Origin of the sequence: Streptomyces sp. V3I8 (genome assembly GCF_030817535.1) — a bacterium.
Lineage (GTDB): Bacteria > Actinomycetota > Actinomycetes > Streptomycetales > Streptomycetaceae > Streptomyces.
On sequence record NZ_JAUSZL010000002.1, the window covers coordinates 4,083,988 to 4,107,659 of the forward strand.

Below are 23,672 nucleotides of genomic sequence, written 5' to 3' on the forward strand. Positions count from 1 at the left end.
GCCCGGCGGGGGCCGGTCGCGCGGTTCCCCGCGCCCCTCCTCTTCGGGCTGCGCCCTCAAGAGGAGGGGCGCGGCTTGAGCCCTGCCCGTATCGGCTCCGTGCATGCCCTCGCGCCCACCGCCGTCACCGCGGCCAGCAGCAGGGCCCAGTGGGTGTGGGTGCTTGACCAGCGGGGATCGTCCGGGGTCACCAGGAGGGTCCAATCGTGGGGGAGCAGGAGCTGGGCGGCGGCCGCCGTGCACAGGAGCCAGGTCGATATCGTGGCCCCCGGCTCGGTGGTGAGCCTGCGCCGGGTCGCCAGAGCCGCCGCCGTGAGGGCCAGCACCGCGGTGGCGGCCGCCTCCAGGGTGAGGGCGCCGACCGGTGGACGGGCCCGGGCCGGTACGAGGAGCAGTGCCGCCGTCCAGCAGAGGACGGCCCACGGGGCGACCAGCGCCACCCTCAGGCCGATGCGCACCGGGCGGCGGACCGGCACCGCCGCGGTGAGGTGCCGGGCCGGGTCGTCCAGCAGGAACGCCAGCCCCAGGGCGAAGGCGAGTGCGGCAGCCCGCAGTGCGAAGAGGCCGAGCCACGGGGCGGGCGGGCCGGACCGCATCCGCGGGGCGCAGGCCAGCAGCAGCCCCGCCGCCGCGGCCGCCATGAGCGCGCGCCGGGGCAGGGTGCGCCACACGGCCGGGAGCAGGGCACGGGTCATGACCGTCGCTCCTTGCACGAGTCGTCGTCCGTCTCCGCCGCAGCCGACTTGGCCGAGGCCGGCACCCCGAGCAGTTCCGCCGCCCGCGCGGTCGAGGTCCCGGGCGACGTCAGCTGGGTCCACCTGGCCTTCACCTTGCCCGCCACGCTGTAGCGCGGCCTCTGGAACAACTCCGCGACGATCCGCGTCTGTTCGGCACTCATGAGGAAGGGTTCGGTGGGTGACAGGATGAGAGAGGAACCGGAGACGTTGTCGTCAAGGCGGACGGCACGGAACGCGGCCATCGGGTCGGACTCCCCGCCCAGCGCCAGCCACATGATCGTCACCACGCGGGCGCCGCACACCTGACTGCCCACCTTCTCGTCGCCCGCCACCAGCACCGACGCGGCGCCCACCGCGAACTCGGGAACACGGTTGCCGCCCCAGTCCGTGCCGACCGTCACATGGCCGGGTTCGGTGGACGGGAAGAGCGAGGTGGCGGCGGACGGCCCGTAGCGGGCGTCGATGCGCTGTTCCACGGTCAGCCGCGCACCGCCGGCCCCGCCGCCCGCGAGGTCCTGGACACGGTCGACCACGGCGGCCCAGTCGGCGGCGCGGCCCGTCCACTCGGGGAAGGCGCAGTAGGAGGACCTGCCGTGCTCGGTGCACGAGCGGACCTTCTCCGGGGTGGTCGAGATCCGCTCGCGGGCCGCCGTCGTGGCGGCCGGGGTGCCGCCGGACTGACCGACCGCGCCCACCAGCGTCAGCGCGAGCGCCCCCGCGACGGCCGCCTTGACGGCCGTCGTACGTCCGCCGCCGACCAGCACCGCCAGCACCGCCACGCACAGGGCGAGCCCGACGAGGTACAGGGCGTGCCAGGCGGCGGGGCGGCCCAGCAGGTCGGAGGGGAAAGGACTGCCGCCGGTCTCGGTGACGACCGGGATCAGCCAGGTCGTCCAGTCGGAGTCGGACGGGGCCACCACGAAGACCTGCCCGAAGAGCAGGACGACGAGGAAGAGCGGCGCGGCGGTGACGAAAGGGACCAGCCGGGCCAGCAGCACGCCGACGGCACCGCACAGCAGCACCGTGAGCGGGCCGACGGCCAGTTCGGCGGGCGAACCGTGCCCCGCCGCACCGGGCTTGAGCGCGGCCCAGGTGAACTCGGCGGTGACGCAGACCGCCGTGAACAGGACCGCCGGGACGACGGACAGCACATGGGCGGCCGTGCGCCGCCACGGCTCGACGACCAGGACGTCGAAGTGCCGGTCCGTGCCGCGCCGCCGGGAGCGCAGGACCGCGCGGTTCACGCCCAGCATGACGGCGAGCCCCACCAGCATCGGCATGGCCTGCGTGCCGCGGTCGACGTTCTGGAGTATCGGGTAGTCGCCCTGGCGCTCCGTGACCTGCCAGACGATCCAGGCCACGTACAGGACCGCTATGGCGAGGGAGGAGACGGTCATACGCAGTTCGCGCGCCTCGACGCGGGCGAGGGCGAACACGGCTGCCCAGGAGCGCGGCGGGGGCGGCGCCAGGGAGGCCCACGCGGGTGTCTCCAGTGTGATGCTCATGCCGCCGCCACCTCCGGGGACTCGCCGTCGAGGGCGAGCAAGTAGCCGTCCTCCAGCGTCGGTTCGAGCAGGTCGGCGCCCTCGGGAGGTTCGCCGACGTTGCGGAAGGACCCCGTACCGGTGCGCCAGCCGGCCCAGGCGCCGGGGTCGCGCTCGGTGCTGCTCCACACCCGCCCCGCCGCGCACGCGGCCAGCTCGGCCGGGGTGCCCTCGAAGCGGATACGGCCGCCGGCCATGACGATCACGCGGTGGCAGAGCATCGCGACGTCCTCGGTCTGGTGTGTGGACAGCAGGACGGTCCGCCCCTCCCCCGCCCGGGCGATCAGCTCGCGAAAACGCATGCGCTGTTCCGGGTCGAGACCCACGGTCGGCTCGTCCAGGACCAGGAATCCGGGGTCGCCGACGAGCGCGGCGGCCAGGGCGACCCGCTGGCGCATCCCGCCGGACAGCTTCTTCAGGCGCTTGCTCCGTACGTCGGAGAGCGCGACGGCGTCCAGGACGCGCCGCACCTCGCGGTGCCGGGTGGTGCGGTCCGTCAGCTCCTTCAGGATCGCCACGTAGTCGACGAACTCGAACGCCGAGAAGTCCGGGTGGAATCCGGGCGCCTGCGGCAGATAGCCGAGCACGCGCCGCACCTCCTGCCGGCCGGCCGACGTGCCCGGGTCGTTCCCGAGGACCGAGAACTCTCCGCGGTCCGGCGGTACGGCGGTGGCCAGTACCCGCAACAGGGTCGTCTTGCCCGCCCCGTTGGGTCCGAGCAGCCCGGTGACGCCCTCGCCGAGCCGCAGCGACACGTCGTCGAGCGCGGCCGTCCTCCCGTAGCGGAGGGTGAGCCCGGCGGCGGACACCGTCGGCGCCGGAAGAAGGTCAGACATGCGTGACTCCAGTGGAAGAGCGCGAAGTGGAAGAGCGCGAAGACGCGAGGAGCGGGAGGGAGCGGAGGAGGAGACGGCGGCCGGGACGCGGCTCCGGCTCCGGCTCCGGCTTCGGCGTGCGGGCAGGGACAGCGGCTCTCATTCGCCGCCTCCGTCGGAGGAAGAGGACGACGACGAGGACGAGGACGAACCCCGTCCGCCGGAGGAGTTGGAGAGGAGCACGCCGATGACGTGCAGCGCTCTCAACAGCACCGAGGCCGTCATCAGCAGCCCCGCCCTGAACAGCTTGAACCGCCTGCACCGGACGATCGGCATCACATCGCACCCCCGCCCGGCAGGCCCGTGAACGGCGGATGCGCGGAGACCGCGTCGAAGCGGTCGCGGCGGAGGTAGAAGAACCCGGCGGCCAGCACGGCGACCGCGGCGGCGGCCCCCTGCCCCGGCACCGTGTACGGCGCGAGGGTGCCGTCGTCGGCCCCCCGGGCGACCATCAGCACGGTGATCCACGCCCCGCCGACCAGCCCGGGCGCGAGGACCGGACCCAGCCGGGGCGTCAGCGCGAGCCCGGTCGCGGTGAGCGCCAGCGCGGGCAGCAGCCAGGCCAGGGCCCGCAGCCCGTACGCGGGGAGCGCGAGCGTCGCCAGGCCGTTCAGCACCAGAGCGACGGCCAGCACGGGAACGGTGCGGATCATCAGCAGCCGGAACCCGTGCATCGGTGACACCACGGCCATCTCGTAGGTCGGGTCGAGCGCGGGACCGTACGACAGCGCGACCCCCGCGAGGGGCAGCAGCGGGGCCAGGGCGAGGAACAGCGAGATGGTCCCCGGCGCCCGGACGGAGTTGGCCGCGATCACCGTCATGGCCAGGACGGCGACGACCGCGCCCAGCCAGGACAGCCGCAGCACGGGAGTGGCCGCGAGAAGCCGTGCCGTGTGGTCGGCCACCCCGATCCGTACGAGCAGCGACTCCAGGAGACCGGGGCGCGGCGCGTCCAGCTCGGCGTCGAGCCGCTCCCAGCCATCGTCGAGCGGAACCGGGTCGCTCACTTCGGCGAGGACCGCCCGGCAGCGTGCGCAGGCCATCAGATGGGTGTCGGCCGACCAGAGCACCGGTGGCGCCAGCTCGCCCCGCCCGTACGCCCGGAGGTCTTCCTCCGCCACGTGCCAGGCCGGGACGCCCGGGTCGCGGATCTCGTTCGGGTCGCTCATGCCAACTCCTCCCGCAGCTGCTTGCGGGCCCGCAGGGCCCGTGTCTTGACCGTCCCCGGCGGGATGCCGAGCAGGACGGCCGCCTCGCGGGTGGTCAGCCCGTCGATGACCGTGGCCTGCAGGACCGACCGCAGTTCCGGTGACAGCCGGACCAGGGCGCCCGCGAGGTCCCCGTGCTCCACCCCCGCGAGCACGCGCTCCTCCGCGGACGCCTCCTCCCGGTGCCGCAGCCGGCCGAGCGCCTGCCGCAGCCTTCCCCGGGCGCCGTCGCCGCGCAGGGTGTCGATCAGCCGTCGCGAACCGATCCGCCACAGCCAGCCGGCCACGTCCCCCTCCTCGCGGTAGCGGGCGCTGCCCCGCCACACCGCCAGGAAGGTCTCCTGCACGACGTCGTCGACGGTCCCCGCGTCGGAACAGCGGCCGCGCAGCCTCGCTCCGAGCCAGGGCGCATACCGCCTGTACAGCTCCTCGAAGGCACGCCGGTCACCGTCCGCGGCGATGGCCCGCAGCAGATCCCCGTCGCTTCTCGTTTCCCTCACACCCCCTCATCGCACGAGCCCCACCGATCGGTTCACACCCCCGGAAAAACTCCGGCACCGCCCCTCGCGGACCTGCTCGACGGCCGCACACCCCTCGCGGACCTGGCCGACAGCCGCACGCTCCCCACCCCCGGGCTTCACCGTCACCCCCGGGCATCGCCGTCGCCCCCGGGCATCGCCGTCGCCATCGGTCATCGGCGTCGCCATCGGTCATCGGCGTCGCCATCACGCACCTTGTCGCTCGAACAGGTGACCGATACCGCCGGAGCTCCCGACCGCACGGTCAGGACGGCACGGCACGGCGCGGCGCCCGCGCGGACGCATGGGATCCGCCTTGCGATATCCCGCACGTCATGTCTCCGTAACCAGTGATTCAGACTGGCTTGCGACCCTCGGGCAATGAACCCCGCCCCGCCCGAGCCCTCGCCTCCGCCCGAGCGCGAGCCCTCCCCCGAGAGGGGGAACGGGGGCCCGCGTCTCCGCGCGGCGCTCACGCCCGCCGCCTCCGACGCGCCTGTTTCCGGCCCGGCACGGAAGAATGGGTTCATGAGCCAGCCCAACGCACAGGCACAGGTACAGGCACAGCACCCGCAGCCGTCCGTCGGATCCATCGCCGCGCACCGCCCGCACACCGTGGCGGCGAACGTCTCCGACCTGGAACCCGACCTCGACGCCGACCTCGACGCGTACGAGGACACCGTGCAGGACGGCGTCCAGCTTCCCCAGGGCCGTTTCCTCGACCGGGAGCGCAGCTGGCTCGCCTTCAACGAGCGGGTCCTCGAACTCGCCGAGGACCCGAGCACGCCGCTGCTCGAACGCGCGAAGTTCCTGGCCATCTTCGCCAGCAACCTGGACGAGTTCTTCATGGTCCGGGTGGCCGGCCTGAAGCGGCGCATCGCCACCGGCGTGGCCACCCGCTCGGCCTCGGGCCTGCAGCCCCGCGAGGTGCTGGAGATGATCTGGGCCCGCTCGCGCGAGCTCATGGCCCGGCACGCCGCCTGCTACCAGGAGGACGTGGCGCCCCAGCTCGTGGAGGAGGGCATCCACCTCGTCCGCTGGAGCGAGCTGTCCGAGAAGGAGCAGGCCCGCCTCTTCACGCTCTTCCGCCACCAGATCTTCCCGGTCCTGACCCCCCTCGCGGTCGACCCGGCGCACCCCTTCCCGTACATCTCGGGGCTGTCCCTGAACCTCGCGGTCGTCGTGCGCAACCCGGTCTCCGGCCACCGCCACTTCGCGCGCGTGAAGGTCCCGCCGCTGCTCTCCCGCTTCCTGGAGGCCTCCCCGGACCGCTTCGTCCCCATCGAGGACGTCATCGCGGCCCATCTGGAGGAGCTCTTCCCCGGGATGGAGGTCCTCCAGCACCACGCCTTCCGCGTCACCCGCAACGAGGACCTGGAGGTCGAGGAGGACGACGCCGAGAACCTGCTCCAGGCCCTGGAGAAGGAGCTCATGCGCCGCCGCCTCGGGCCGCCGGTGCGCCTGGAGGTCGAGGAGTCCATCGACCGGTACGTACTGGACCTGCTGGTACGCGAGCTGAAGATCTCCGAGGCCGAGGTGTACCCCCTGCCGGGTCCCCTGGACCTCACGGGCCTCTTCGGCATCGGCGCCCTCGACCGGCCCGAGCTGAAGTACCCGAAGTTCATCGCGGGCACCCACCGCGACCTCGCCGAGGTCGAGTCGGCGTCCGCGCCCGACATCTTCGCGGCCCTGCGCGAACGCGACGTCCTGCTGCACCACCCGTACGACTCCTTCTCCACCTCCGTCCAGGCGTTCCTGGAGCAGGCGGCGGCGGACCCCGACGTGCTGGCCATCAAGCAGACGCTGTACCGGACCTCGGGCGACTCGCCCATCGTCGACGCCCTCATCGAGGCCGCCGAAGCCGGCAAGCAGGTCCTCGTCCTCGTCGAGATCAAGGCGCGCTTCGACGAGCAGGCCAACATCAAGTGGGCCCGCAAGCTGGAGGAGGCCGGCTGCCACGTGGTCTACGGCCTCGTCGGCCTGAAGACCCACTGCAAGCTGTCGCTGGTGGTGCGCCAGGAGGGCGACACCCTGCGCCGCTACTGCCATGTCGGCACGGGCAACTACCACCCCAAGACCGCCCGGCTGTACGAGGACCTGGGGCTCCTGACCGCCGACCCGCAGGTGGGCGCGGACCTCTCCGACCTCTTCAACCGGCTCTCCGGCTACTCCCGCCGCGAGACCTACCGCCGTCTGCTCGTCGCGCCCAAGTCCCTGCGCGACGGCCTGATAGCGCGCATCAACAAGGAGGTCCAGCACCACCGTGCCGGACGTCCCGCCTACGTCCGCATCAAGGTCAACTCCATGGTGGACGAGGCACTCATCGACGCCCTCTACCGCGCCTCGCAGGCGGGTGTGCCGGTCGACGTGTGGGTGCGCGGCATCTGCGCGGTGCGGCCGGGCGTCACGGGCCTGTCGGAGAACATCCGCGTACGGTCCATCCTCGGCCGCTTCCTCGAACACTCGCGGGTCTTCGGCTTCGGCAACGGCGGTGAGCCCGAGGTGTGGATAGGCAGCGCCGACATGATGCACCGCAACCTCGACCGCCGTATCGAAGCCCTGGTCAGGATCACCGACCCGGCCCACCGGTCGGCCCTCGCCCGCCTGTTCGAGACCGGCATGTCCGACTCCACCTCCTCCTGGCACCTCGGCCCCGACGGCGAATGGACCCGGCACGCGGCCGACGCCGAAGGCCAGCCGCTGCGCAACGTCCAGGAGATGCTCATAGACGCCCGGAGGCGCCGGCGTGGCACAGCGACACCTTGACCCGACGGCCGGACCCGTGGCCGGGGACGTCCTCACGGCGTATCTCCGTTCCCAGGCCACGGAGTTCCTCCGCGCGCTGCGCCAGCACCGGGAGACCGGCGGCGCGGCGGGTGGGGGTCCCCTCGCGCGAGCGCAGTCGAGCGTGGGGGGGAACGGCTCCAGGGAGGCCGTGGACGCGGCGCGCGCGCTGCGCCGCTCGGCCCGCCGCATCAGCGGCACCCTGCACACCTTCCGGCCCCTGCTCGACGAGGACTGGTCGGAGGGCATGCGCCCCGAACTGGCCTGGCTGTCAGGGACCCTGGCCCGCGAACACGCGTACGGGGCCCGTCTGGAGCGGCTGCTCGCGGCGCTGCAGCGGCTGTCGGGCTCGGCCGCGTTCCCCGCCCAGGTCACCTCCGGGGTACGCACGGAGAAAGGCGGTCTGACCGTCGGCGCGGCCAGGGCGGGCGCCCTGCTGGAGCGCCAGCTGACCCTCGCCCGGACGCGCGCCCACTCGGCCGCGCTACAGGCCCTGGGCTCCAGCCGCTTCCACGCCGTCGCCGACAACGTCGCCGTGCTGGCCAGCGAGGTCCCGCTGTCCGCCGCCGCGACGGCGAGCGCGGCCACCGCCACCACGACCACCGCTGTCGCCACCGCCACCGCCACCGGACTCAAGCCGCTGGCCGCCGCCGCGGAGGACCGCCTCTGCGACGCCGTCACCGGGCTGCCCCTGGTCACCGCGGGCCACCCCTACAACTCGCAGGCCCTCGTCCACGGCCTCTCCACCGACACGGCCCCGCAGCCCCAGGACGCCCCCTGGCACCAGGTACGCCTCCTGCTGCGCCTGCACCGGTACGCGCGCGAGGTGGTGTTCGGCGACGAAGTCCGGGTGGATGTCCGCCTGCTGAACGCCGGACAGGCCCTGGACCGGCACCGTGACGCGTCGGAGGCGGCCGCGGCGGCCGCCGCCGCGGCCCGCACGCCGCGCATCGCCCCCGCGACGGCGTACGCCCTCGGGGTGCTGCACGCGGACCAGCGGCACGAGGTGGAAGCGGCCAGGTTCACGTTTCAGCGGACCTGGACGAGGGAGACGGTCGGCACTGCGTGACCGACGCAGACCGGTACTCGTGGAGGGAGGCCCCGTGCACGCGAACGGAGACCCCGTGCTCGTGGACGCAGATCCGGTGCTCGCGGCGGGCTGCGTGCTGTGGCGGCGCTCGCCCGACGACGGCGAACTGCAGATCTGCCTGGTCCACCGGCCGAAGTACGACGACTGGTCGCACCCGAAGGGGAAGCTGAAGCGCGGGGAGACCGCGCTCGCCGGTGCGCTCCGCGAGGTCGAGGAGGAGACCGGGCACCGTTGTGCCCCCGGGCCCGGCCTGTCGACCCTTCGTTACGTGGCCAACGGGCGGCCGAAGCAGGTCAGCTACTGGACCGCCGAGGAGACCGGGGGCCGGTTCGTGCCCAACCGGGAGGTGGACCGGGTGCTGTGGCTGGCTCCCGCGGCGGCACGTGAGCGGGTGACGCAGCTCCGGGACCGGGAGCTGGTCGACGAGCTTCTCGCCGTGCTGAAGCGGGTCTAGCGCCGGGCGCCCCGCCGGAACGTGCCGGCGGCGCGGGTGCGGGTGCCGGCGCGGGTGCGGGCGCTGGCGCGGGTGCAGGTGCCGGCGCAGGTGCCGGTGCCGGTGCGGGTGCCGGTGCTGGTGCTTGAGGGCTTGTCCAGCGGCTCCCGCGTGCCCGGAGGGCGTCCCTCAGAGGCCGCCTTCGGTCTCGTGGGTCTCCGCGTCCCGGCGGGCCGAGCTGCGGGCCCGGCGGGCCGGGCCTCTCCAGCCACAGGCGCAGCGGGCCACGCAGAAACGACCCTGCTCGGCCGTCGTCGTGCGGTGTTCCTGGGCGCTGGTCTCTTCCGGCTGTGCCACTCTCCCCACGGTACCGATGCCGGGTAAACGATTCCCCATGGCGCGTACCGGCGTGACAACACCTCCCACCGGTCGTTAGGCGGGGCAAGAAGCCCGCCCAAGGACGTCCCGGCTGGGGGTAGCAGGCGATGGTGGAGCGGCACCGAACACGCAAGGACGGCGCGGTCGCCCTGGCCGCCGCGGCGACGGGGCTGCTGCTCTGCGCCGTCGGCTGCTCGGGCGGCGGGGCCGCCTCCGACGACGCCCGGGCCGCCGACGAACCGGTCGGGGTGCTCCACGGGGCCGCCGGGAAGCTGGTCCGCGCCGGCACCTCCAAGGTCCGCACGTCGATGGAGATGGCCACCGGCGGCACCCGCGTGACCATCCGGGGCGAGGGCGTCTACGACTTCGGGGGCCGGGAGGGCCGGCTGAAGGTGCTCCTCCCGCAGGACCCGGCCGGCGTCGACCGCCGCCCGATCACCGAACTCCTCGCGCCGGGCGCCCTCTACATGAAGAATCGCGGTGCGGGCGTGCCCGCCGACAAGTGGGTGCGCGTCGACACGGCCACGCTCTCCGACGGGAACCTCGTCACGGGCGGCGCGACCGACCCGTCCGCCGCCGCCGAACTGCTGCTGGGCGCACAGCGGGCGACGTACCTGGGGCGGACGTCGGTCGCGGGCATCGCGGTACGGCACTACCGGGGCACCGCCGACCTCACGGTGGCCGCGCGCGACGCCTCCCGGCACAACCGGGCGGTCCTGCGGGCGGCGGCGAAGGGCTTCGCGACGGCGGCGGTCCCCTTCGACGTCTACCTCGACGACCAGGGGCGCATCCGCAAGGTCCGCCACCGGTTCAGCTTCGTCAACGGGCAGCGGCAGGGCACCGTCGCGGTGTTCTCCACCACGCTGCTGTACGACTTCGGGGCCGCCGTGCACGTACGCCTGCCGAAGGCGCGGGACATCTACGCCGGGCGGATCGCGGAGTGAGGGAACGGCGCAGGAGTACGGGAGATCCGGAGCGGACCACGGGCGGGACGGCGGAAGACCTGAACGTGCGGGGTCGGAAATGGTCCGTTGGTGCCATGCGCTGTCCGTCGGCCTCTCCCTACTCTAGGAAGTCGGTGACGGCAGGAAGAGGTGACGCACGTGGCTCCGGCGCGCGGTACGGCAGTTCAGGACCACGTGGCCCTCGCCGAGATCGAGCTGTGCGGCGACCTGATCATCGCGGCCTCGGCCGCCCATGAGGACCGGCTCAGCCCCGACCGCATCGACGAGGTCCTGAAGGCGGCGGAGGAACGCTTCCTCGAGGAACACGGCGCCGACGCGGCCAGATGACACGAGGCAGCGGCCGATACCCGGCGCCCCGCAAGGGGCGCGCGGAACTGCGCACCCGGCCCCCACCGGCCGGCAACGGGACCGGCACACCGACCTCGACGTCTCCGCCCGCCCCCGGAGGGATCACGTACGAAGCAGCCGCGCGATCGCCTTCGTCGCCTCCTCCACCTTGGCGTCGATCTCGGCTCCGCCCTTGACCGCGGCGTCCGCGACGCAGTGGCGCAGGTGCTCCTCCAGGAGCTGCAGGGCGAAGGACTGCAGGGCCTTCGTGGAGGCCGAGACCTGGGTGAGTATGTCGATGCAGTAGACGTCCTCGTCGACCATGCGCTGCAGGCCGCGGACCTGGCCCTCGATCCGCCGCAGCCGCTTGAGGTGCTCGTCCTTCTGCTGGTGGTAGCCGTGGATCCCGCGGTCGTGGTCGGTGACGATCCGCGCGGCACCCTCCACGTCGAACCGGGCCGCCGCGCCGTCCGCCGCGCCGCCGTCCGTCTCGGTACCGGTATCCCGCGCGGTACTCGTCCGCGCGGTCCTGCCGGAGGGCGCCGTCGCGCCGGCCTCGGTGGTCGTCATCGCGTCCTCCTGCTGACTGATACCCCTACCGGGTATATGGTAACGAACTTCGCTGGGTATAGGGCCCTTGGCCAAGGCCTTGCGGGACCCCGTGCTGATCACTGTGCACGATGGGCGACACTGGGGGGCGGCCGGTTAGCCGTGGCCGGATGATGCGCTTAGCATCAGCCTGACCTACACCGAAGCAATCCGAGGACCCCACGTGCGATTTCGTCTGACCCCCAGGGAGACGAGTTTCTACGACATGTTCGCCGCTTCCGCGGACAACATCGTCACGGGCTCGAAGCTCCTGATGGAACTGCTCGGGGCGGACTCGTCCGGCCGAGCCGAGATCGCAGAGCGTATGCGGGCCGCGGAACACGCCGGTGACGACGCCACGCACGCGATCTTCCACCAGTTGAACTCCTCGTTCATCACGCCGTTCGACCGCGAGGACATCTACAACCTCGCCTCCTCCCTCGACGACATCATGGACTTCATGGAGGAGGCCGTCGACCTGGTCGTCCTCTACAACGTGGAGGAGCTGCCGAAGGGCGTCGAGCAGCAGATCGAGGTGCTGGCCCGGGCCGCGGAGCTCACCGCCGAGGCGATGCCGAACCTGCGCACGATGGACAACCTCACCGAGTACTGGATCGAGGTCAACCGGCTCGAGAACCAGGCCGACCAGATCCACCGCAAGCTGCTGGCCATGCTCTTCAACGGCAAGTACGAGGCCATCGAGGTGCTGAAGCTCAAGCAGATCGTGGACGTCCTCGAAGAGGCCGCCGACGCGTTCGAGCACGTGGCCAACACGGTGGAGACCATCGCGGTCAAGGAGTCCTGACCCTTTCATGGACACCTTCGCCTTGATCGTGACCATCGGCGTCGCGCTCGGATTCACCTACACCAACGGCTTCCACGACTCCGCCAACGCCATCGCCACCTCCGTCTCCACGCGGGCGCTGACCCCGCGGGCGGCGCTCGCGATGGCCGCGGTGATGAACCTCGCCGGCGCCTTCATGGGCAGCGGGGTCGCCAAGACCGTCAGCGAAGGCCTGATCGAGACACCGCACGGCAACCGGGGCATGTGGATCCTGTTCGCCGCCCTCGTCGGCGCCATCGTGTGGAACCTCGTCACCTGGTACTTCGGCCTCCCGTCCTCCTCCTCGCACGCGCTGTTCGGCGGCATGGTGGGCGCGGCCCTCGCGGGCGGCATCGACGTCATCTGGTCCGGCGTCCTGGAGAAGGTCGTCATCCCGATGTTCATCTCCCCCGTCGTCGGCCTGGTCGCCGGCTACCTGGTGATGTGCGCGATCATGTGGCTCTTCCGCCGCTCCAACCCGCACAAGGCCAAGCGCGGCTTCCGTATCGCGCAGACCGTCTCGGCGGCCGGCATGGCGCTCGGCCACGGTCTGCAGGACGCCCAGAAGACGATGGGCATCGTGGTGATGGCCCTGGTCATCGCGGACGTCGAGGACGCGGGCGACCCGATTCCGGTCTGGGTCAAGATCGCGTGTGCGGTGATGCTGTCGCTGGGTACGTACGCCGGCGGCTGGCGGATCATGCGCACGCTGGGGCGGAAGATCATCGAGCTGGATCCTCCGCAGGGGTTCGCGGCGGAGACGACCGGGGCGTCGATCATGTTCTCCACGGCGTTCATCTTCCACGCGCCGATCTCCACGACGCATGTCATCACGTCGGCGATCATGGGTGTCGGAGCGACGAAGCGGGTGAACGCGGTCCGCTGGGGCGTCGCGAAGAACATCATCCTCGGCTGGTTCATCACGATGCCGGCGGCCGGGCTGGTGGCGGCGGTCAGCTTCTACATCGTGAACGTGGCGTTCCTGTAGAAACCTCCTCGCGCCACTGCCCCCGCCCCCGAGGCAGCGGCAGAGGCGGAGGCGCGAGAAAAACCAACGGGCCCACCCCCCGGCTGACCGGGAGGCGGGCCCTATCGGTCCCCGCGGTGGCACCGCCATGCAGCACCGCGAGGGGTCCGGAAGGTGTACGAAGGACGCCGGCTCAGCCGAAGCGCCCCGAGATGTAGTCCTCGGTGGCCTGCACGGACGGGTTGGAGAAGATCCGCTCGGTCTCGTCGATCTCGATGAGCTTCCCGGGCTGCCCCACCGCCGAGAGGTTGAAGAAGGCGGTCCGGTCGGACACCCGCGCCGCCTGCTGCATGTTGTGCGTCACGATGACGATCGTGAAACGCTCCTTCAGCTCACCTATCAGGTCCTCGATGGCCAGGGTCGAGATCGGGTCGAGCGCCGAGCAGGGCTCGTCCATGAGCAGCACCTTCGGCTCGACCGCGATCGCGCGGGCGATGCACAGCCGCTGCTGCTGACCACCGGAGAGACCGGAACCCGGCTTGTTCAGACGGTCCTTGACCTCGTTCCAGAGGTTCGCGCCCTTCAGCGACTTCTCGACGATGTCACCGAGCTCGGACTTCTTGTAGTTGCCGTTGAGCCGCAGACCCGCCGCCACGTTGTCGTAGACCGACATCGTGGGGAAGGGGTTCGGACGCTGGAAGACCATGCCGACCTCGCGTCGCACCGACACCGGGTCGATGCCGGCGCCGTACAGGTTCTCGTCGTCGAGCATGACCTTGCCCTCGACACGGCCGCCCGGCGTCACCTCGTGCATCCGGTTGAGGGTGCGCAGGAAGGTGGACTTGCCGCAGCCGGAAGGGCCGATGAAGGCCGTCACCGAACGGGGCTCGATCGCCATCGAGATGTCCTCGATGGCACGGAACGAGCCGTAGTAGGCGTTGAGACCGCTGATGTCGATTCGCTTGGCCATGGGATCACTGCTTCTTTCGGGGGGAACGACTGGTCGCCGGGTGGCCGCGTCAGCGACCGGTCTTGGGGGCCTTCCAGCGGGCGATGCCGCGGGCCGCCAGGTTCAGGATCATCACGAACGCGATCAGCGTGAGAGCCGCCGCCCAGGCCCGGTCGTACGCCGCACCGGAGCCACCGCTGTTCGTGTACTGCTGGTAGATGTACATCGGGAGTGAGGCCTGCGGGCCGTCGAAGGGGTCCGTGTTGATGAAGGTCGAACCCCACACCAGCAGCAGCACCGGCGCGGTCTCACCCGTGATGCGGGCGATCGCGAGCATCACACCGGTCGTGATGCCGCCGATGGAGGTCGGCAGGACCACCTTCATGATGGTGCGCCACTTCGGCACACCGAGCGCCAGCGAGGCCTCGCGCAGCTCGTTCGGTACGAGCTTGAGCATCTCCTCGGTGGAGCGGACGACCACCGGCAGCATCAGGATCGTCAGGGCCATCGAGCCGGCGAAGCCGGAGGGGCCCATGTCCAGGATGAGGATCCAGAAGCTGAGGACGAACAGGCCCGCGACGATGGACGGGATGCCCGTCATGACGTCGACGAAGAAGGTGACGGCCTTGGCGAGCTTGCCGCGCCCGTACTCCACGAGGTAGATCGCGGTCAGGATGCCGATCGGCACCGAGATGACGCTGGCGATGGCGACCTGCTCGAGGGTGCCGAGGATCGCGTGGTAGATGCCGCCGCCGGGCTCGGTGTCGGTGATCAGACCCATCGAGTGGGTGAGGAAGTAGCCGTCGAGGACCTTCACACCGCGCTCGACGGTCTCCCAGATGAGCGAGACCAGCGGGACGACGGCGAGCAGGAACGCGACCCAGACGAGGCTGGTCGCCACCCGGTCCTTGGCCTGCCGGCGGCCCTCGACGCGCGCGGCGAGGGCGTACGTCCCGCCGACGAAGAAGACCGCGGCCATCAGGCCCCACTGGATGTCGCTGTCCAGTCCGGCCGCGGCGCTGATACCGAGGCCGAGCGCGACCGAGCCGGCGGCGAGAGCCCACGGGGCCCACCTGGGCAGCGTCGCGCCCTGCAGGGAGCTGCGACGCGGCGCGTCCGTGATCTGGCTCATGCGTTGGCCCCCGAGTACTCCGCGCGACGGGCGATGATCATGCGGGCCGCGCCGTTGACCAGCAGGGTGATGACGAACAGCACCAGACCGGAGGCGATGAGCGCGTCCCGGCCCATCTCGCTGGCCTCGCTGAACTTGCTGGCGATGTTCTGTGCGAACGTGCCGCCGCCCGGGTCGAGCAGGCTGGCGTTGATCTCGAAGCTCGAGGAGAGCACCGTGGCCACGGCCATCGTCTCGCCGAGCGCGCGCCCGAGGCCGAGCATCGAGGCGGAGATGACGCCGGAGCGGCCGAAGGGCAGCACCGACATGCGGATGACCTCCCAGCGCGTGGCGCCGAGGGCCAGTGCGGCTTCCTGGTGCATCAGCGGAGCCTGCCGGAAGACCTCGCGGCTCACGCTGGTGATGATGGGCAGGATCATGATGGCGAGCAGGACGCCCACGGTGAACAGCGAGCGCGGTGCGCCGCCCTGCCAGTCCAGGATGCCGGTCCAGCCGAAGTAGTCGTCCAGCCAGCCGTAGAGGCCGACCAGCTGCGGCGCGAGGACCAGGGCGCCCCACAGGCCGTACACGATGGACGGCACGGCGGCGAGCAGGTCGATCACGTAGGAGATGGTGCCGCCCAGCTTGCGCGGGGCGTAGTGCGTGATGAACAGGGCGATGCCGACCGCGATCGGGACCGCGATGACCATCGCGATGATCGACGAGACGACGGTGCCGTAGACCAGGACCGCGATGCCGAAGCTCGGCTCGGCGGCGGTCGGGTTCCACTCGAGGGTGGTGAGGAAGTTGCTCTCGTCCTTGCTGATCGCGAGCACGGAGCGGTACGTGAGGAAGACCGCGATGGCGGCCATGACCACGAGCAGGAAGATGCCCGACCCGCGGGACAGGGCGAGGAAGACCCGGTCACCGGGACGGGTGGCCCCGCGGGCCGCACGCTTCTGGTCGGCCGTGGGGGGAGGAGGGGAGGAGGGGGGCGCGTCAGAGATTTTCGTTGATATGTCCATGAGATTCTCCGGTCTGCGGAGCCGCACGCGACGTGCGGCTCCAGGCGGCGGTGCACCGGACGGCGCGCGGTCCGGCCCCGGGGCGGGGCCGGACCGCGCGCTCAGGTCAGCTCAGGCTCGCGACGGTCGTACGGACCTTGGCGATGATCTCTTCGGGGATCGGGGCGTAGTCGTTCTCGGCAAGGATCTTCTGGCCCTCCTCGCTGGCGATGTAGGTGAGGAACGCCTTCGTGGCGGGCAGGGTCTCCGCCTTGTTGCCCTTGTCGCAGACGATCTCGTACGTGACCAGGGTGATCGGGTAGGCGCCGTCGGCCTTGGTCGCGCGGTTCAGTTCGAGCGCGAGGTCCGCGCCCGTGCCGACGACCTTGGCGTCCGCGATGGCCGTGGTGGCGTTCTCGACGGTGGCCTCGACCGGCTCGCTGGCACCGGTGTCCAGCTTGGCCGCGCCGATGCCGTCCTTGGCGTACGACAGCTCCATGTAGCTGATGGCGCCGGAGGTCTGCTTGACCTGCTGGGCGACACCGGAGGAGCCGGCCGCGGACTGGCCGCCCTTGGCCTGCCAGGCCTTGCCGCCCTCGTACTTCCACTGGTCGGGCGCGGCCGCGATCAGGTACTTGGTGAAGTTGTCCGTGGTGCCGGACTCGTCCGAGCGGTGGAACGCCTGGATCTTGAGGTCGGGAAGCTTCGCGTCCGGGTTCAGCTTCTTGATCGCCGCGTCGTTCCAGTTGGTGATCTTGCTGTCGAAGATGCCCGCGAGGGTCTTCGCGTCGAGGACCAGGCCCTCGACACCGGGGACGTTGTAGCCGACCGCGATCGGGCCGCCGACCATCGGCAGGTCGATGCCCTGGCCGTCCTTGCAGACCTCCTTGGAGGCCGTGACCTCTTCGGGCTTCAGCGCGGAGTCGGAACCGGCGAAGGCGACCTGGCCCTGGGTGAACGCGGTGACACCGGCGCCCGAACCCTCGGACTTGTAGTTGATCTGCACGCCCTTGCAGGCGGTCGCGAACGCCTTGACCCACGCGTCGATCGCGTTCTTCTGCGCGGAGGAGCCGTTGGCGAGCAGCTGGCCCTTGGCGTCGTCGCACTTGATGGAGCTGTTGGCCGCGGTCGTGCTCTCGCCGTTCCCACTGCTACCGGTGTCGTCGGAGCCGCACGCCGTCAGCGCCAGGGCGCCGGAGACGGCGACAGCACCGAGGGAAAGGGCGCGAAGCCGGTTCTTGCGCTGAAGCTTCACTTTCGGGTGTTCCTTCCAGAAGCCGCCGTTGCCGGCGGCGTGCGATGTAGTGGGTCCTGCTCGTCGTGCTGTCCGTCGACCGGCGTGGGCGCTCGCTTCCGTCCGCACCACGCACCGGGTAAGGCCGAAATTAGGCAGATGAGGTGAAGGCACCGATTGCCATGAGTGAACGGAGGGTGAACCCCTGCCGTCAGTGCGGTGAGGTCACGGAACGCTCACGGGGAGAACACGTGAGGGTACCGACGACCGGAAGCCTCCCCTACGCAACCGCGACGCCCCGGCATGCCCCGCTCCGTGCCCCCGCCCCCTCCCTGGCCGAAACGCGCCCTCGCCCTTTACGTCCTCGTGGGATTGCCGGCCGCCGCCGGTGGAACCCGCCGGGCGGTTGACCCGTCTCGTACCACGGGGGCAACGGGAGGCGCACATGCAACGGCGGACGTTCATCGGCGGCGGCGCCGCGGTCACGGTGACAGCGGCGGTCTCGGCGTGCGGCGGCGGGAACTCCGGGCCACGGCCGGCCGCCGGGACGGACGCGTCACGCACACCGCGCACACCGCGCACACCGACCGGCGCGAGCACGACGGCCAAGGGCACCGCGCCGGCCGACTGGCAGGCCCTCGCCAAGGACCTGGACGGGCCCCTGGTCCGCCCGGGCGACACCGACTGGGCGGCGGCCCGCCAGCTCTACAACACCCGCTTCGACGCCCTGAAACCGGCGGCGGTCGCGTACGCGGCCCACCCCGACGACATCCGCACGACGCTCGCGTACGCCCGCGACCACGGCGTCCGCGTCTCGATCCGCAACGGCGGCCACTCGTACGCCGGCTGGTCCTCCGGGGACGGCCGGCTGATCCTGGACATGTCGAAGCTGTCCGGGGTACGGGCGTCCGGCGACGAGGCGGTGATCGGCGCGGGCGCCAAGCTCATCGACGTCTACCGCGGGCTCGCCGCGAAGGGCGTGACCGTCCCGGCGGGCTCCTGCCCGACGGTCGGCATCTCGGGACTGACGCTGGGCGGCGGCCACGGCGTGGTGTCGAGGGCGTACGGGCTGACGTGCGACAGCCTCACCCAGGCGACCCTGATCACGGCCGACGGCAAGCGGCTCACCGCGAGCGCGACCGAGCACAAGGACCTCTTCTGGGCGCTGCGCGGCGCGGGCAACGGCAACTTCGGCGTCGTCACCGAACTGCGCTTCAGGACCCGTCCGGCGCCGCAGGGCGTCTCGGCGAACATGTCCTGGCCGTGGCCGAGGGCGGCGGCGGTCCTCGCGGCCTGGCAGGAGTGGGGCCCCGACCAGCCCGACGAGATCTGGTCCTCGGTCCACGTCGAGAACGCGGACGGCGGCACTCCGACGGTCTCCGTCTCCGCGTTCTCGCTCGGCACGTACGGCGAACTGCAGAACGCCGTCGACCGCCTCGCCGACCGGATCGGCGCCCCGGCCCGCAGCGTCTCCCTCAGGCGCCGCTCCTACGAGGAGTCGATGGAGGTGTACGCGGGCTGCTCGAGCTTCTCCGAGGACGCCCAGTGCCACCTCCCGGGCGGGACCCCGGGCCGCTCGGCGCGGGGCGCGCTGGGCCGGGAGACGTACGCGGGCCGCTCGGACTTCTTCGACCGTTCGATATCGGCGGCGGGCATACGGACGCTGCTCTCCCGCATCTCCGGGGTACGCGGCGGTACGGGCAGCATCGCGCTCACGGCTCTGGGCGGCGCGGTCAACCGCGTCGACCCCACGGCGACGGCCTTCGTCCACCGCCGCTCGCGCATGCTGGCCCAGTACATAGCGGCCTGGCGCCCGGCCACCTCGGGCAGGGTGTCGGAATCCTGGCTGACGCAGACGCACACCGCGATGCGCCCCCACGCCTCGGGATCCGCCTACCAGAACTACACGGACCCGACCCTCACCGACTGGCGCAAGGCGTACTACGGTTCAGCGGCCGCCCACCTGAAGTCCCTGAAGGCGAAGTACGACCCCAACGAATTCTTCAAGTCCCCCCAGTCGCTGTAACGACCGAGGAACGCGACCTGAGGAACGCGACCTGAGAGGCGCGGCTTGAGGAACGCGGCTGAAGAGGCGCGGCTTGGGAACGCGGCCTGAGGAGCACGGCCCAAGGGGCGCGGGGAACTGCGCGCTCGGCCCGATCCCACCCGCGGGAACCCACAGCCGAAGCCCCCTCAGGGGCGCGGGGAACTGCGCGCTCGGCCCGATCCCACCCGCGGGAACCCACAGCAGAAGCCCCCTCAGGGGCGCGGGGAACTGCGCACCCAGCCCCCACCGCCCCGCACCCGACCACGAACGCCCCACCCCGCCACCCCACAAGCGGAGCGCCCACGCGGAGCGACTACGCGGAGCGACTACGCGGCGAGATCCCGCTCCGCCGGATCACCCTCACTGCGCGCTCCCGGAATCACTTTCTCCCGCGCCCCGGCGGCCCGGGGGGACCGGACCAGCCACCCCACCCGCGGCGACCTCTCCACGGCCTTCACCACGGGCGTCAGCAGACCGACGGCGAGCGGCGAGAGCAGCAGGACGACCGCGGTCCCGAGCGCGAATCCCCCCACGACATCGGTCGGATAGTGCACGCCCATGTAGACCCGGCAGAACCCGCCGAGCAGCGCGAGCCCTATCCCGACGAGCCCGACCTTCCGGTTCGCCACGAACAGCCCGACCGCCATGGCCATCATCAGGGTCGAGTGGTCGCTCACGAACGAGTAGTCGCTCTTGCCGCCGATGAGGACTTCCAGCCCCTCGTGGTCCACGAAGGGCCGGGGCCGCTCCACGAAACCCCGTATCGGCACGTTCACGAGTACGGCGACCCCGGCGGCGAGCGGCGCCCAGATCAGGGAGGCGACGGAGGACGCGGCGTCGTCACCGCCCCGCCGCCGCACGCCGAGCCAGCACCCGAGCACCAGCAGGACCATGACGAGCAGCAGCCCGTATTCGCCCGTGAACTCCATGACGCGGTCGAACCAGTGCGGCGCGTCTTTGGCGAGACCATTGATGTCGTAAAGCAAGTCGACGTCTGGGTTCGACCCGGAATCGGCGAGTCCAGCCATGGTGCTACGGCCCTTCGTCGTCATCTTTCCGACGCATCCCATCGGATGCGCCGCGCCATCAACCCCCGTCGTCGGCTACACGAACAGGAACGCACATTCCCCGTCCATACGTTCCGCCCTCCACCGAATGATCACGCAGACGTTATCGAAGAGAGATACATCGCCGCAGCTCAGGGGAGGGTTTCACAGAGCGGTGGGCAATGCTTTCGCGCCATCTTCGGTCACCCGGGTCGCCCCGAAGTAGTCGGGCGTGTCGATGGGGTCGAAGCGGATCACCGCGCCCGTCCGGGGCGCGTTGATCATGTATCCGCCACCGACATAGACGCCCACGTGCCGAATCGCCCGGGAGTTGGTGAGGTCGTCCGAGAAGAAGACCAGGTCCCCGGGCAGCAGCTCACTGCGCGCGGGGTGCGGACCGGCGTTGTACTGGTCGTTGGCCACCCGGGGCAGGGTGATCCCCACGCTTTCGTACGCGGCCTTGGTCAGCCCCGAGCAGTCGAAGCGTCCGCCCTGCTCAGGGGTGCCGTTGCCGCCCCAGAGATACAGCGTGCCGAGCTTCTTCTGCGCGTAGTCGATGGCGCCCGCGGCCTGCTGGGAGGGCTGCACACGACCGACCGGAGCGGCGAAACTCTGCTCCAGCGTCGTGATCGTCTTCACGTAGTTCCGGGTTTCCCTGTAGGGCGGGACGCCCCCGTATTTGATGACGGCGTACGCCCCCGCGTTGTACGCGGCGAGCATGTTCTCCGTCGGATCGCCGGGCGCGTCCTTGACGTACTTCGCGAGCGTGCAGTCGTACTTGGCGGCCGATGGAATCGCGTCATTCGGATCCCATACGTCGCGGTCGCCGTCCCCGTCACCGTCGATTCCGTGCGTGGCCCACGTTCCCGGGATAAATTGCGCTATCCCCTGAGCGGCCGCCGGACTCTTCGCGTCGGGATTGAACCCGCTCTCCTGGTACAGCTGTGCGGCGAGAAGTGCGGGATTGATGGCGCTGCACAGATTGCCCCATTTCCGTACGAGCGCCTGGTAGCTCGCGGGCACGGCTCCCTTGGCCAGGCCGACGGCTCCCTGCCCCACCCCGTTGGCGAGGTTCCCGGCGACCAGATAGACGCCGACCACCAGCACCATGGCGAAGGCGAGCCCCGCCCCCACGGCGGCGGTCGCCAAGATCCAGGCCTTACGCACCGTCAACCGCCCCTCGCCGCACGGTAATCCGAACGTCAGTGTAGAGGTGCCGCCCCCGGCACGGAACGATCACTCACCGACCTGCGACACTCGGCCGGAACCATCCCTGACCCCCGGACATCCGGCACCCGGGAAGAACAAGAAGAACAAGCAAGAAGCACAAGAAGGAGACGCAGCGTGGCAGACGTGCCCCCCGACCTCGTCTGGACCCGCGCCGCCCCCGAGGGCGCGACGGGACCCGGCCCCTGGATCGAGCTCGCCTTCGGCGACGACGGCCTCGTCCACATCCGCGAGACCAGCGACCCGGAGACCGTCGTCACGACCACCCAGAAGAAATGGGACGCCTTCGTGCTGGGCGTACAGGCAGGCGAGTTCGACCACTTCGTGGAAGGCGTCGAAGGCCTGGAGGAGTCCTAGCCGCCCGCCCCGCCGACCCCGTCCCCATCCGCCCTCAGCCGCTTTCGGCCACCCGCCGCGCCCACAGCACCAGCGGCACCTGGAGCGGCAGCCGGGCCAGCGCCGCGGCCTTCTGGGGCGCCGGCCGGTGACGCCAGTCCACGGCCATCTGGACGTTGGCGGGGAACACCCCGACGAAGAACGCGGCGGTCGCCAGTGCGGCCACCCGCCGCGTACGGGGCACCGCCACCCCGGCCGCCAGCGCCAGCTCGACGACACCGCTCGCGTACGTCCAGGTCCGGGGCTCGCCCGGCAGCGCACGCGGGACGGTCGCGTCGAACTGCCGCGGCACCGCGAAGTGGGCGACCGCGGCGGAGGCCAGCAGGCCCGCGAGCAACAGGGGTGAGCGTTCCGACCGGGGCACGGGTTCCTCCTCATGGGGTCCCTGAGGACCGGCGGGGCTGCGGAGTCTGCGGAGTCTGCGGAGTCTGCGGAGCGAGGTTACTGGACAGTAGCCGCAGCCGCCAGGAAGGCGCCTCGACACCGAACGGGCACCGCGGACCACCGCACCCCACCGACCGCCCGCTACCCACCGTCCGCACCCGCCCCTCCCCTCCCCGGCACCCCCGTCACCCCACCACCCCGTCCGGGATAGCCTTCACCAAGCACAAAAGGGATGACGTCTACCCACCAGGAGACGTACGACCGGAGGACATCGGCACGACGGACCGGCGCACACGGGACGGAGTCGGGCTCGATGGACGGGCGGAGTCGGCCATCATCGGGCGGCAGGCGCGCAAGAGGGGTTAACGACGGAACAAACCACAGGTTCCGGTTCCACTTCATTGCCCGGCGTGACCTGCCGTGATACACAGAGTGACGATGACCCTCCTCGTATACCGTCCCTGCGCCCCCCGAGGGGTACCGCGGACGCCGGTGACAAGGGATTCGTACGAAATCCGCCAACCAATGACGCCAAGTCGACATGCGAGAGCGTCATTGTCAGCGACAATGGCGGTGACCTCTGCGCAGAGTGGCAGGGGAGGCAGAACAACCCACTAGGGGCGGTGACTTACATGCTTTTCGCAGCCGAAAAGGGCGACATCAACACGATCATCGGCGGGATCGCTCCGGACTGGGGCCCGTTCGGCACCCTGGGCAACGAGGCCCGGGTGATGATCGAGGTCGTGATGGCGGTCGCCATCCTCCTGTGTCTCGGCATCGCGATCTGGGGAGCGGCGAAGCAACGCATCGGCGCCACTGCCCTGCGGGACACCTTCAGCGCGGAACAGGGCAAGGGCCTGATCATCGCGGGCCTCACCGGAGTCTTCATCATCGGCTCACTGGGCACGCTCTTCACCATCGTGTACGGCATGGCCGTGTAGACGGCCGCCGGCCCGGTGCCCTCGGATCCGGCCGGGCACGTCCGATCCCCCGTCCACCCATCCGTCCGTCGCGCCCACCGGCTGAGGTTGCGTTTC

The 23,672-nt window shown here is 71.1% G+C and carries 25 protein-coding genes; 10 read left to right on the top strand and 15 right to left on the bottom strand.

Annotation, left to right across the window (positions count from 1 at the left end; all coding sequences use genetic code 11):
* Positions 1-56: 56 nt before the first annotated feature.
* The 6 genes from QFZ75_RS17955 to QFZ75_RS17980 all read right to left on the bottom strand — a co-directional run bounded on the left by QFZ75_RS17955 (position 57) and on the right by QFZ75_RS17980 (position 4,864).
* Positions 57-695 carry an ABC transporter gene (locus QFZ75_RS17955; RefSeq protein WP_307538162.1) on the bottom strand — a complete coding sequence of 213 codons (639 nt, stop codon included), beginning with the start codon at positions 693-695 and terminating at the stop codon, positions 57-59.
* Positions 692-2,242: an ABC transporter permease gene (locus QFZ75_RS17960; protein WP_307538164.1), complete on the bottom strand. Its 1,551-nt coding sequence runs from the start codon at positions 2,240-2,242 to the stop codon at positions 692-694. The genes QFZ75_RS17955 and QFZ75_RS17960 overlap by 4 nt, the downstream gene beginning before the upstream one ends.
* Entirely contained in the window at positions 2,239-3,117 is an 879-nt protein-coding gene (locus QFZ75_RS17965; protein WP_307538166.1) for an ABC transporter ATP-binding protein, read from the bottom strand. The genes QFZ75_RS17960 and QFZ75_RS17965 overlap by 4 nt, the downstream gene beginning before the upstream one ends.
* Positions 3,118-3,255: 138 nt before the next feature.
* Positions 3,256-3,432: a hypothetical protein gene (locus tag QFZ75_RS17970; RefSeq protein ID WP_307538168.1), complete on the bottom strand. Its 177-nt coding sequence runs from the start codon at positions 3,430-3,432 to the stop codon at positions 3,256-3,258.
* Positions 3,432-4,325, bottom strand: coding sequence for a zf-HC2 domain-containing protein (locus QFZ75_RS17975; RefSeq protein WP_307538170.1), 894 nt, complete (start codon positions 4,323-4,325; stop codon positions 3,432-3,434). The genes QFZ75_RS17970 and QFZ75_RS17975 overlap by 1 nt, the downstream gene beginning before the upstream one ends.
* Positions 4,322-4,864 carry an RNA polymerase sigma factor gene (locus tag QFZ75_RS17980; RefSeq protein WP_307538172.1) on the bottom strand — a complete coding sequence of 181 codons (543 nt, stop codon included), beginning with the start codon at positions 4,862-4,864 and terminating at the stop codon, positions 4,322-4,324. The genes QFZ75_RS17975 and QFZ75_RS17980 overlap by 4 nt, the downstream gene beginning before the upstream one ends.
* 399 nt (positions 4,865-5,263) lie before the next feature.
* Between QFZ75_RS17980 and QFZ75_RS17985 the strand changes: the two genes are divergently transcribed.
* From QFZ75_RS17985 to QFZ75_RS17995, 3 genes are read left to right on the top strand one after another with little or no spacing between them, the layout of a single operon-like run.
* A complete protein-coding gene (locus tag QFZ75_RS17985) occupies positions 5,264-7,648 on the top strand; it encodes an RNA degradosome polyphosphate kinase (protein WP_373465894.1) in 2,385 nt (794 codons plus the stop codon).
* Positions 7,629-8,735 (top strand): CHAD domain-containing protein, encoded by a 1,107-nt coding sequence (locus tag QFZ75_RS17990; protein WP_307538174.1) that lies wholly within the window; start codon positions 7,629-7,631, stop codon positions 8,733-8,735. The genes QFZ75_RS17985 and QFZ75_RS17990 overlap by 20 nt, the downstream gene beginning before the upstream one ends.
* Positions 8,736-8,769: 34 nt before the next feature.
* Positions 8,770-9,210: an NUDIX hydrolase gene (locus QFZ75_RS17995; RefSeq protein ID WP_307538176.1), complete on the top strand. Its 441-nt coding sequence runs from the start codon at positions 8,770-8,772 to the stop codon at positions 9,208-9,210.
* Between the two features lie 168 nt (positions 9,211-9,378).
* Here QFZ75_RS17995 and QFZ75_RS18000 read toward each other — a convergent pair whose 3' ends face one another.
* Positions 9,379-9,585: a hypothetical protein gene (locus QFZ75_RS18000; protein ID WP_373465895.1), complete on the bottom strand. Its 207-nt coding sequence runs from the start codon at positions 9,583-9,585 to the stop codon at positions 9,379-9,381.
* 89 nt (positions 9,586-9,674) lie between these two features.
* Here QFZ75_RS18000 and QFZ75_RS18005 point away from each other — a divergent pair, with 89 nt between their 5' ends.
* Positions 9,675-10,511 (top strand): hypothetical protein, encoded by an 837-nt coding sequence (locus QFZ75_RS18005; protein WP_307538179.1) that lies wholly within the window; start codon positions 9,675-9,677, stop codon positions 10,509-10,511.
* Positions 10,512-10,670: 159 nt separating this feature from the next.
* A complete protein-coding gene (locus tag QFZ75_RS18010; protein ID WP_307538181.1) occupies positions 10,671-10,859 on the top strand; it encodes a hypothetical protein in 189 nt (62 codons plus the stop codon).
* Between the two features lie 123 nt (positions 10,860-10,982).
* Here QFZ75_RS18010 and QFZ75_RS18015 read toward each other — a convergent pair whose 3' ends face one another.
* A complete protein-coding gene (locus QFZ75_RS18015) occupies positions 10,983-11,429 on the bottom strand; it encodes a metal-sensitive transcriptional regulator (protein WP_307538183.1) in 447 nt (148 codons plus the stop codon).
* A 202-nt stretch (positions 11,430-11,631) separates the two neighbouring features.
* On the opposite strand from QFZ75_RS18015, the gene QFZ75_RS18020 reads away from it, so the two are divergent.
* Both QFZ75_RS18020 and QFZ75_RS18025 read left to right on the top strand, forming a co-directional pair.
* Complete coding sequence (locus tag QFZ75_RS18020) at positions 11,632-12,252, top strand: DUF47 domain-containing protein (RefSeq protein WP_107015224.1); 621 nt, start codon at positions 11,632-11,634, stop codon at positions 12,250-12,252.
* 7 nt (positions 12,253-12,259) lie between these two features.
* Positions 12,260-13,258, top strand: a complete 999-nt coding sequence (locus QFZ75_RS18025; RefSeq protein ID WP_307538185.1) for an inorganic phosphate transporter — start codon at positions 12,260-12,262, stop codon at positions 13,256-13,258.
* Between the two features lie 172 nt (positions 13,259-13,430).
* On the opposite strand, the gene pstB is transcribed toward QFZ75_RS18025, so the two are convergent.
* The 4 genes from pstB to pstS form a co-directional block, all read right to left on the bottom strand.
* Positions 13,431-14,207 carry a phosphate ABC transporter ATP-binding protein PstB gene (gene pstB, locus QFZ75_RS18030; protein WP_307538186.1) on the bottom strand — a complete coding sequence of 259 codons (777 nt, stop codon included), beginning with the start codon at positions 14,205-14,207 and terminating at the stop codon, positions 13,431-13,433.
* Positions 14,208-14,256: 49 nt separating this feature from the next.
* Entirely contained in the window at positions 14,257-15,318 is a 1,062-nt protein-coding gene (gene pstA, locus QFZ75_RS18035) for a phosphate ABC transporter permease PstA (protein WP_307538187.1), read from the bottom strand.
* Complete coding sequence (gene pstC / locus QFZ75_RS18040) at positions 15,315-16,322, bottom strand: phosphate ABC transporter permease subunit PstC (RefSeq protein ID WP_307538188.1); 1,008 nt, start codon at positions 16,320-16,322, stop codon at positions 15,315-15,317. The genes pstA and pstC overlap by 4 nt, the downstream gene beginning before the upstream one ends.
* 106 nt (positions 16,323-16,428) lie before the next feature.
* Complete coding sequence (pstS, locus tag QFZ75_RS18045) at positions 16,429-17,556, bottom strand: phosphate ABC transporter substrate-binding protein PstS (RefSeq protein WP_307538189.1); 1,128 nt, start codon at positions 17,554-17,556, stop codon at positions 16,429-16,431.
* A 424-nt stretch (positions 17,557-17,980) separates the two neighbouring features.
* Here pstS and QFZ75_RS18050 point away from each other — a divergent pair, with 424 nt between their 5' ends.
* Positions 17,981-19,561, top strand: coding sequence for an FAD-binding oxidoreductase (locus QFZ75_RS18050; protein ID WP_307538190.1), 1,581 nt, complete (start codon positions 17,981-17,983; stop codon positions 19,559-19,561).
* A 347-nt stretch (positions 19,562-19,908) separates the two neighbouring features.
* Here the strand turns inward: QFZ75_RS18050 and QFZ75_RS18055 are convergent, their stop codons facing one another.
* Positions 19,909-20,610 (bottom strand): phosphatase PAP2 family protein, encoded by a 702-nt coding sequence (locus tag QFZ75_RS18055; RefSeq protein ID WP_307538192.1) that lies wholly within the window; start codon positions 20,608-20,610, stop codon positions 19,909-19,911.
* 183 nt (positions 20,611-20,793) lie between these two features.
* Positions 20,794-21,801 (bottom strand): bifunctional lytic transglycosylase/C40 family peptidase, encoded by a 1,008-nt coding sequence (locus QFZ75_RS18060; protein ID WP_307538194.1) that lies wholly within the window; start codon positions 21,799-21,801, stop codon positions 20,794-20,796.
* Between the two features lie 171 nt (positions 21,802-21,972).
* Here QFZ75_RS18060 and QFZ75_RS18065 point away from each other — a divergent pair, with 171 nt between their 5' ends.
* Positions 21,973-22,212: a DUF397 domain-containing protein gene (locus tag QFZ75_RS18065; RefSeq protein WP_307538196.1), complete on the top strand. Its 240-nt coding sequence runs from the start codon at positions 21,973-21,975 to the stop codon at positions 22,210-22,212.
* A 34-nt stretch (positions 22,213-22,246) separates the two neighbouring features.
* On the opposite strand, the gene QFZ75_RS18070 is transcribed toward QFZ75_RS18065, so the two are convergent.
* Positions 22,247-22,615, bottom strand: coding sequence for a hypothetical protein (locus tag QFZ75_RS18070; protein WP_307538198.1), 369 nt, complete (start codon positions 22,613-22,615; stop codon positions 22,247-22,249).
* Between the two features lie 652 nt (positions 22,616-23,267).
* On the opposite strand from QFZ75_RS18070, the gene QFZ75_RS18075 reads away from it, so the two are divergent.
* Positions 23,268-23,576: a hypothetical protein gene (locus QFZ75_RS18075; protein WP_107015212.1), complete on the top strand. Its 309-nt coding sequence runs from the start codon at positions 23,268-23,270 to the stop codon at positions 23,574-23,576.
* Positions 23,577-23,672 lie beyond the last annotated feature (96 nt).

Coding starts and splice junctions, on each gene's coding strand:
- pstB (WP_307538186.1), bottom strand. CDS start 14,207: ATGGCCAAGCGAATCGACATCAGCGGTCTCAACGCCTACTACGGCTCG.
- QFZ75_RS17955 (WP_307538162.1), bottom strand. CDS start 695: ATGACCCGTGCCCTGCTCCCGGCCGTGTGGCGCACCCTGCCCCGGCGC.
- QFZ75_RS18050 (WP_307538190.1), top strand. CDS start 17,981: ATGCAACGGCGGACGTTCATCGGCGGCGGCGCCGCGGTCACGGTGACA.
- QFZ75_RS17970 (WP_307538168.1), bottom strand. CDS start 3,432: ATGCCGATCGTCCGGTGCAGGCGGTTCAAGCTGTTCAGGGCGGGGCTG.
- QFZ75_RS17985 (WP_373465894.1), top strand. CDS start 5,264: ATGAACCCCGCCCCGCCCGAGCCCTCGCCTCCGCCCGAGCGCGAGCCC.
- pstC (WP_307538188.1), bottom strand. CDS start 16,322: ATGGACATATCAACGAAAATCTCTGACGCGCCCCCCTCCTCCCCTCCT.
- QFZ75_RS17960 (WP_307538164.1), bottom strand. CDS start 2,242: ATGAGCATCACACTGGAGACACCCGCGTGGGCCTCCCTGGCGCCGCCC.
- QFZ75_RS18075 (WP_107015212.1), top strand. CDS start 23,268: ATGCTTTTCGCAGCCGAAAAGGGCGACATCAACACGATCATCGGCGGG.
- QFZ75_RS18005 (WP_307538179.1), top strand. CDS start 9,675: ATGGTGGAGCGGCACCGAACACGCAAGGACGGCGCGGTCGCCCTGGCC.
- QFZ75_RS18015 (WP_307538183.1), bottom strand. CDS start 11,429: ATGACGACCACCGAGGCCGGCGCGACGGCGCCCTCCGGCAGGACCGCG.
- pstA (WP_307538187.1), bottom strand. CDS start 15,318: ATGAGCCAGATCACGGACGCGCCGCGTCGCAGCTCCCTGCAGGGCGCG.
- QFZ75_RS17965 (WP_307538166.1), bottom strand. CDS start 3,117: ATGTCTGACCTTCTTCCGGCGCCGACGGTGTCCGCCGCCGGGCTCACC.
- QFZ75_RS17975 (WP_307538170.1), bottom strand. CDS start 4,325: ATGAGCGACCCGAACGAGATCCGCGACCCGGGCGTCCCGGCCTGGCAC.
- QFZ75_RS18000 (WP_373465895.1), bottom strand. CDS start 9,585: ATGGGGAATCGTTTACCCGGCATCGGTACCGTGGGGAGAGTGGCACAG.
- QFZ75_RS18055 (WP_307538192.1), bottom strand. CDS start 20,610: ATGGCTGGACTCGCCGATTCCGGGTCGAACCCAGACGTCGACTTGCTT.
- QFZ75_RS18025 (WP_307538185.1), top strand. CDS start 12,260: ATGGACACCTTCGCCTTGATCGTGACCATCGGCGTCGCGCTCGGATTC.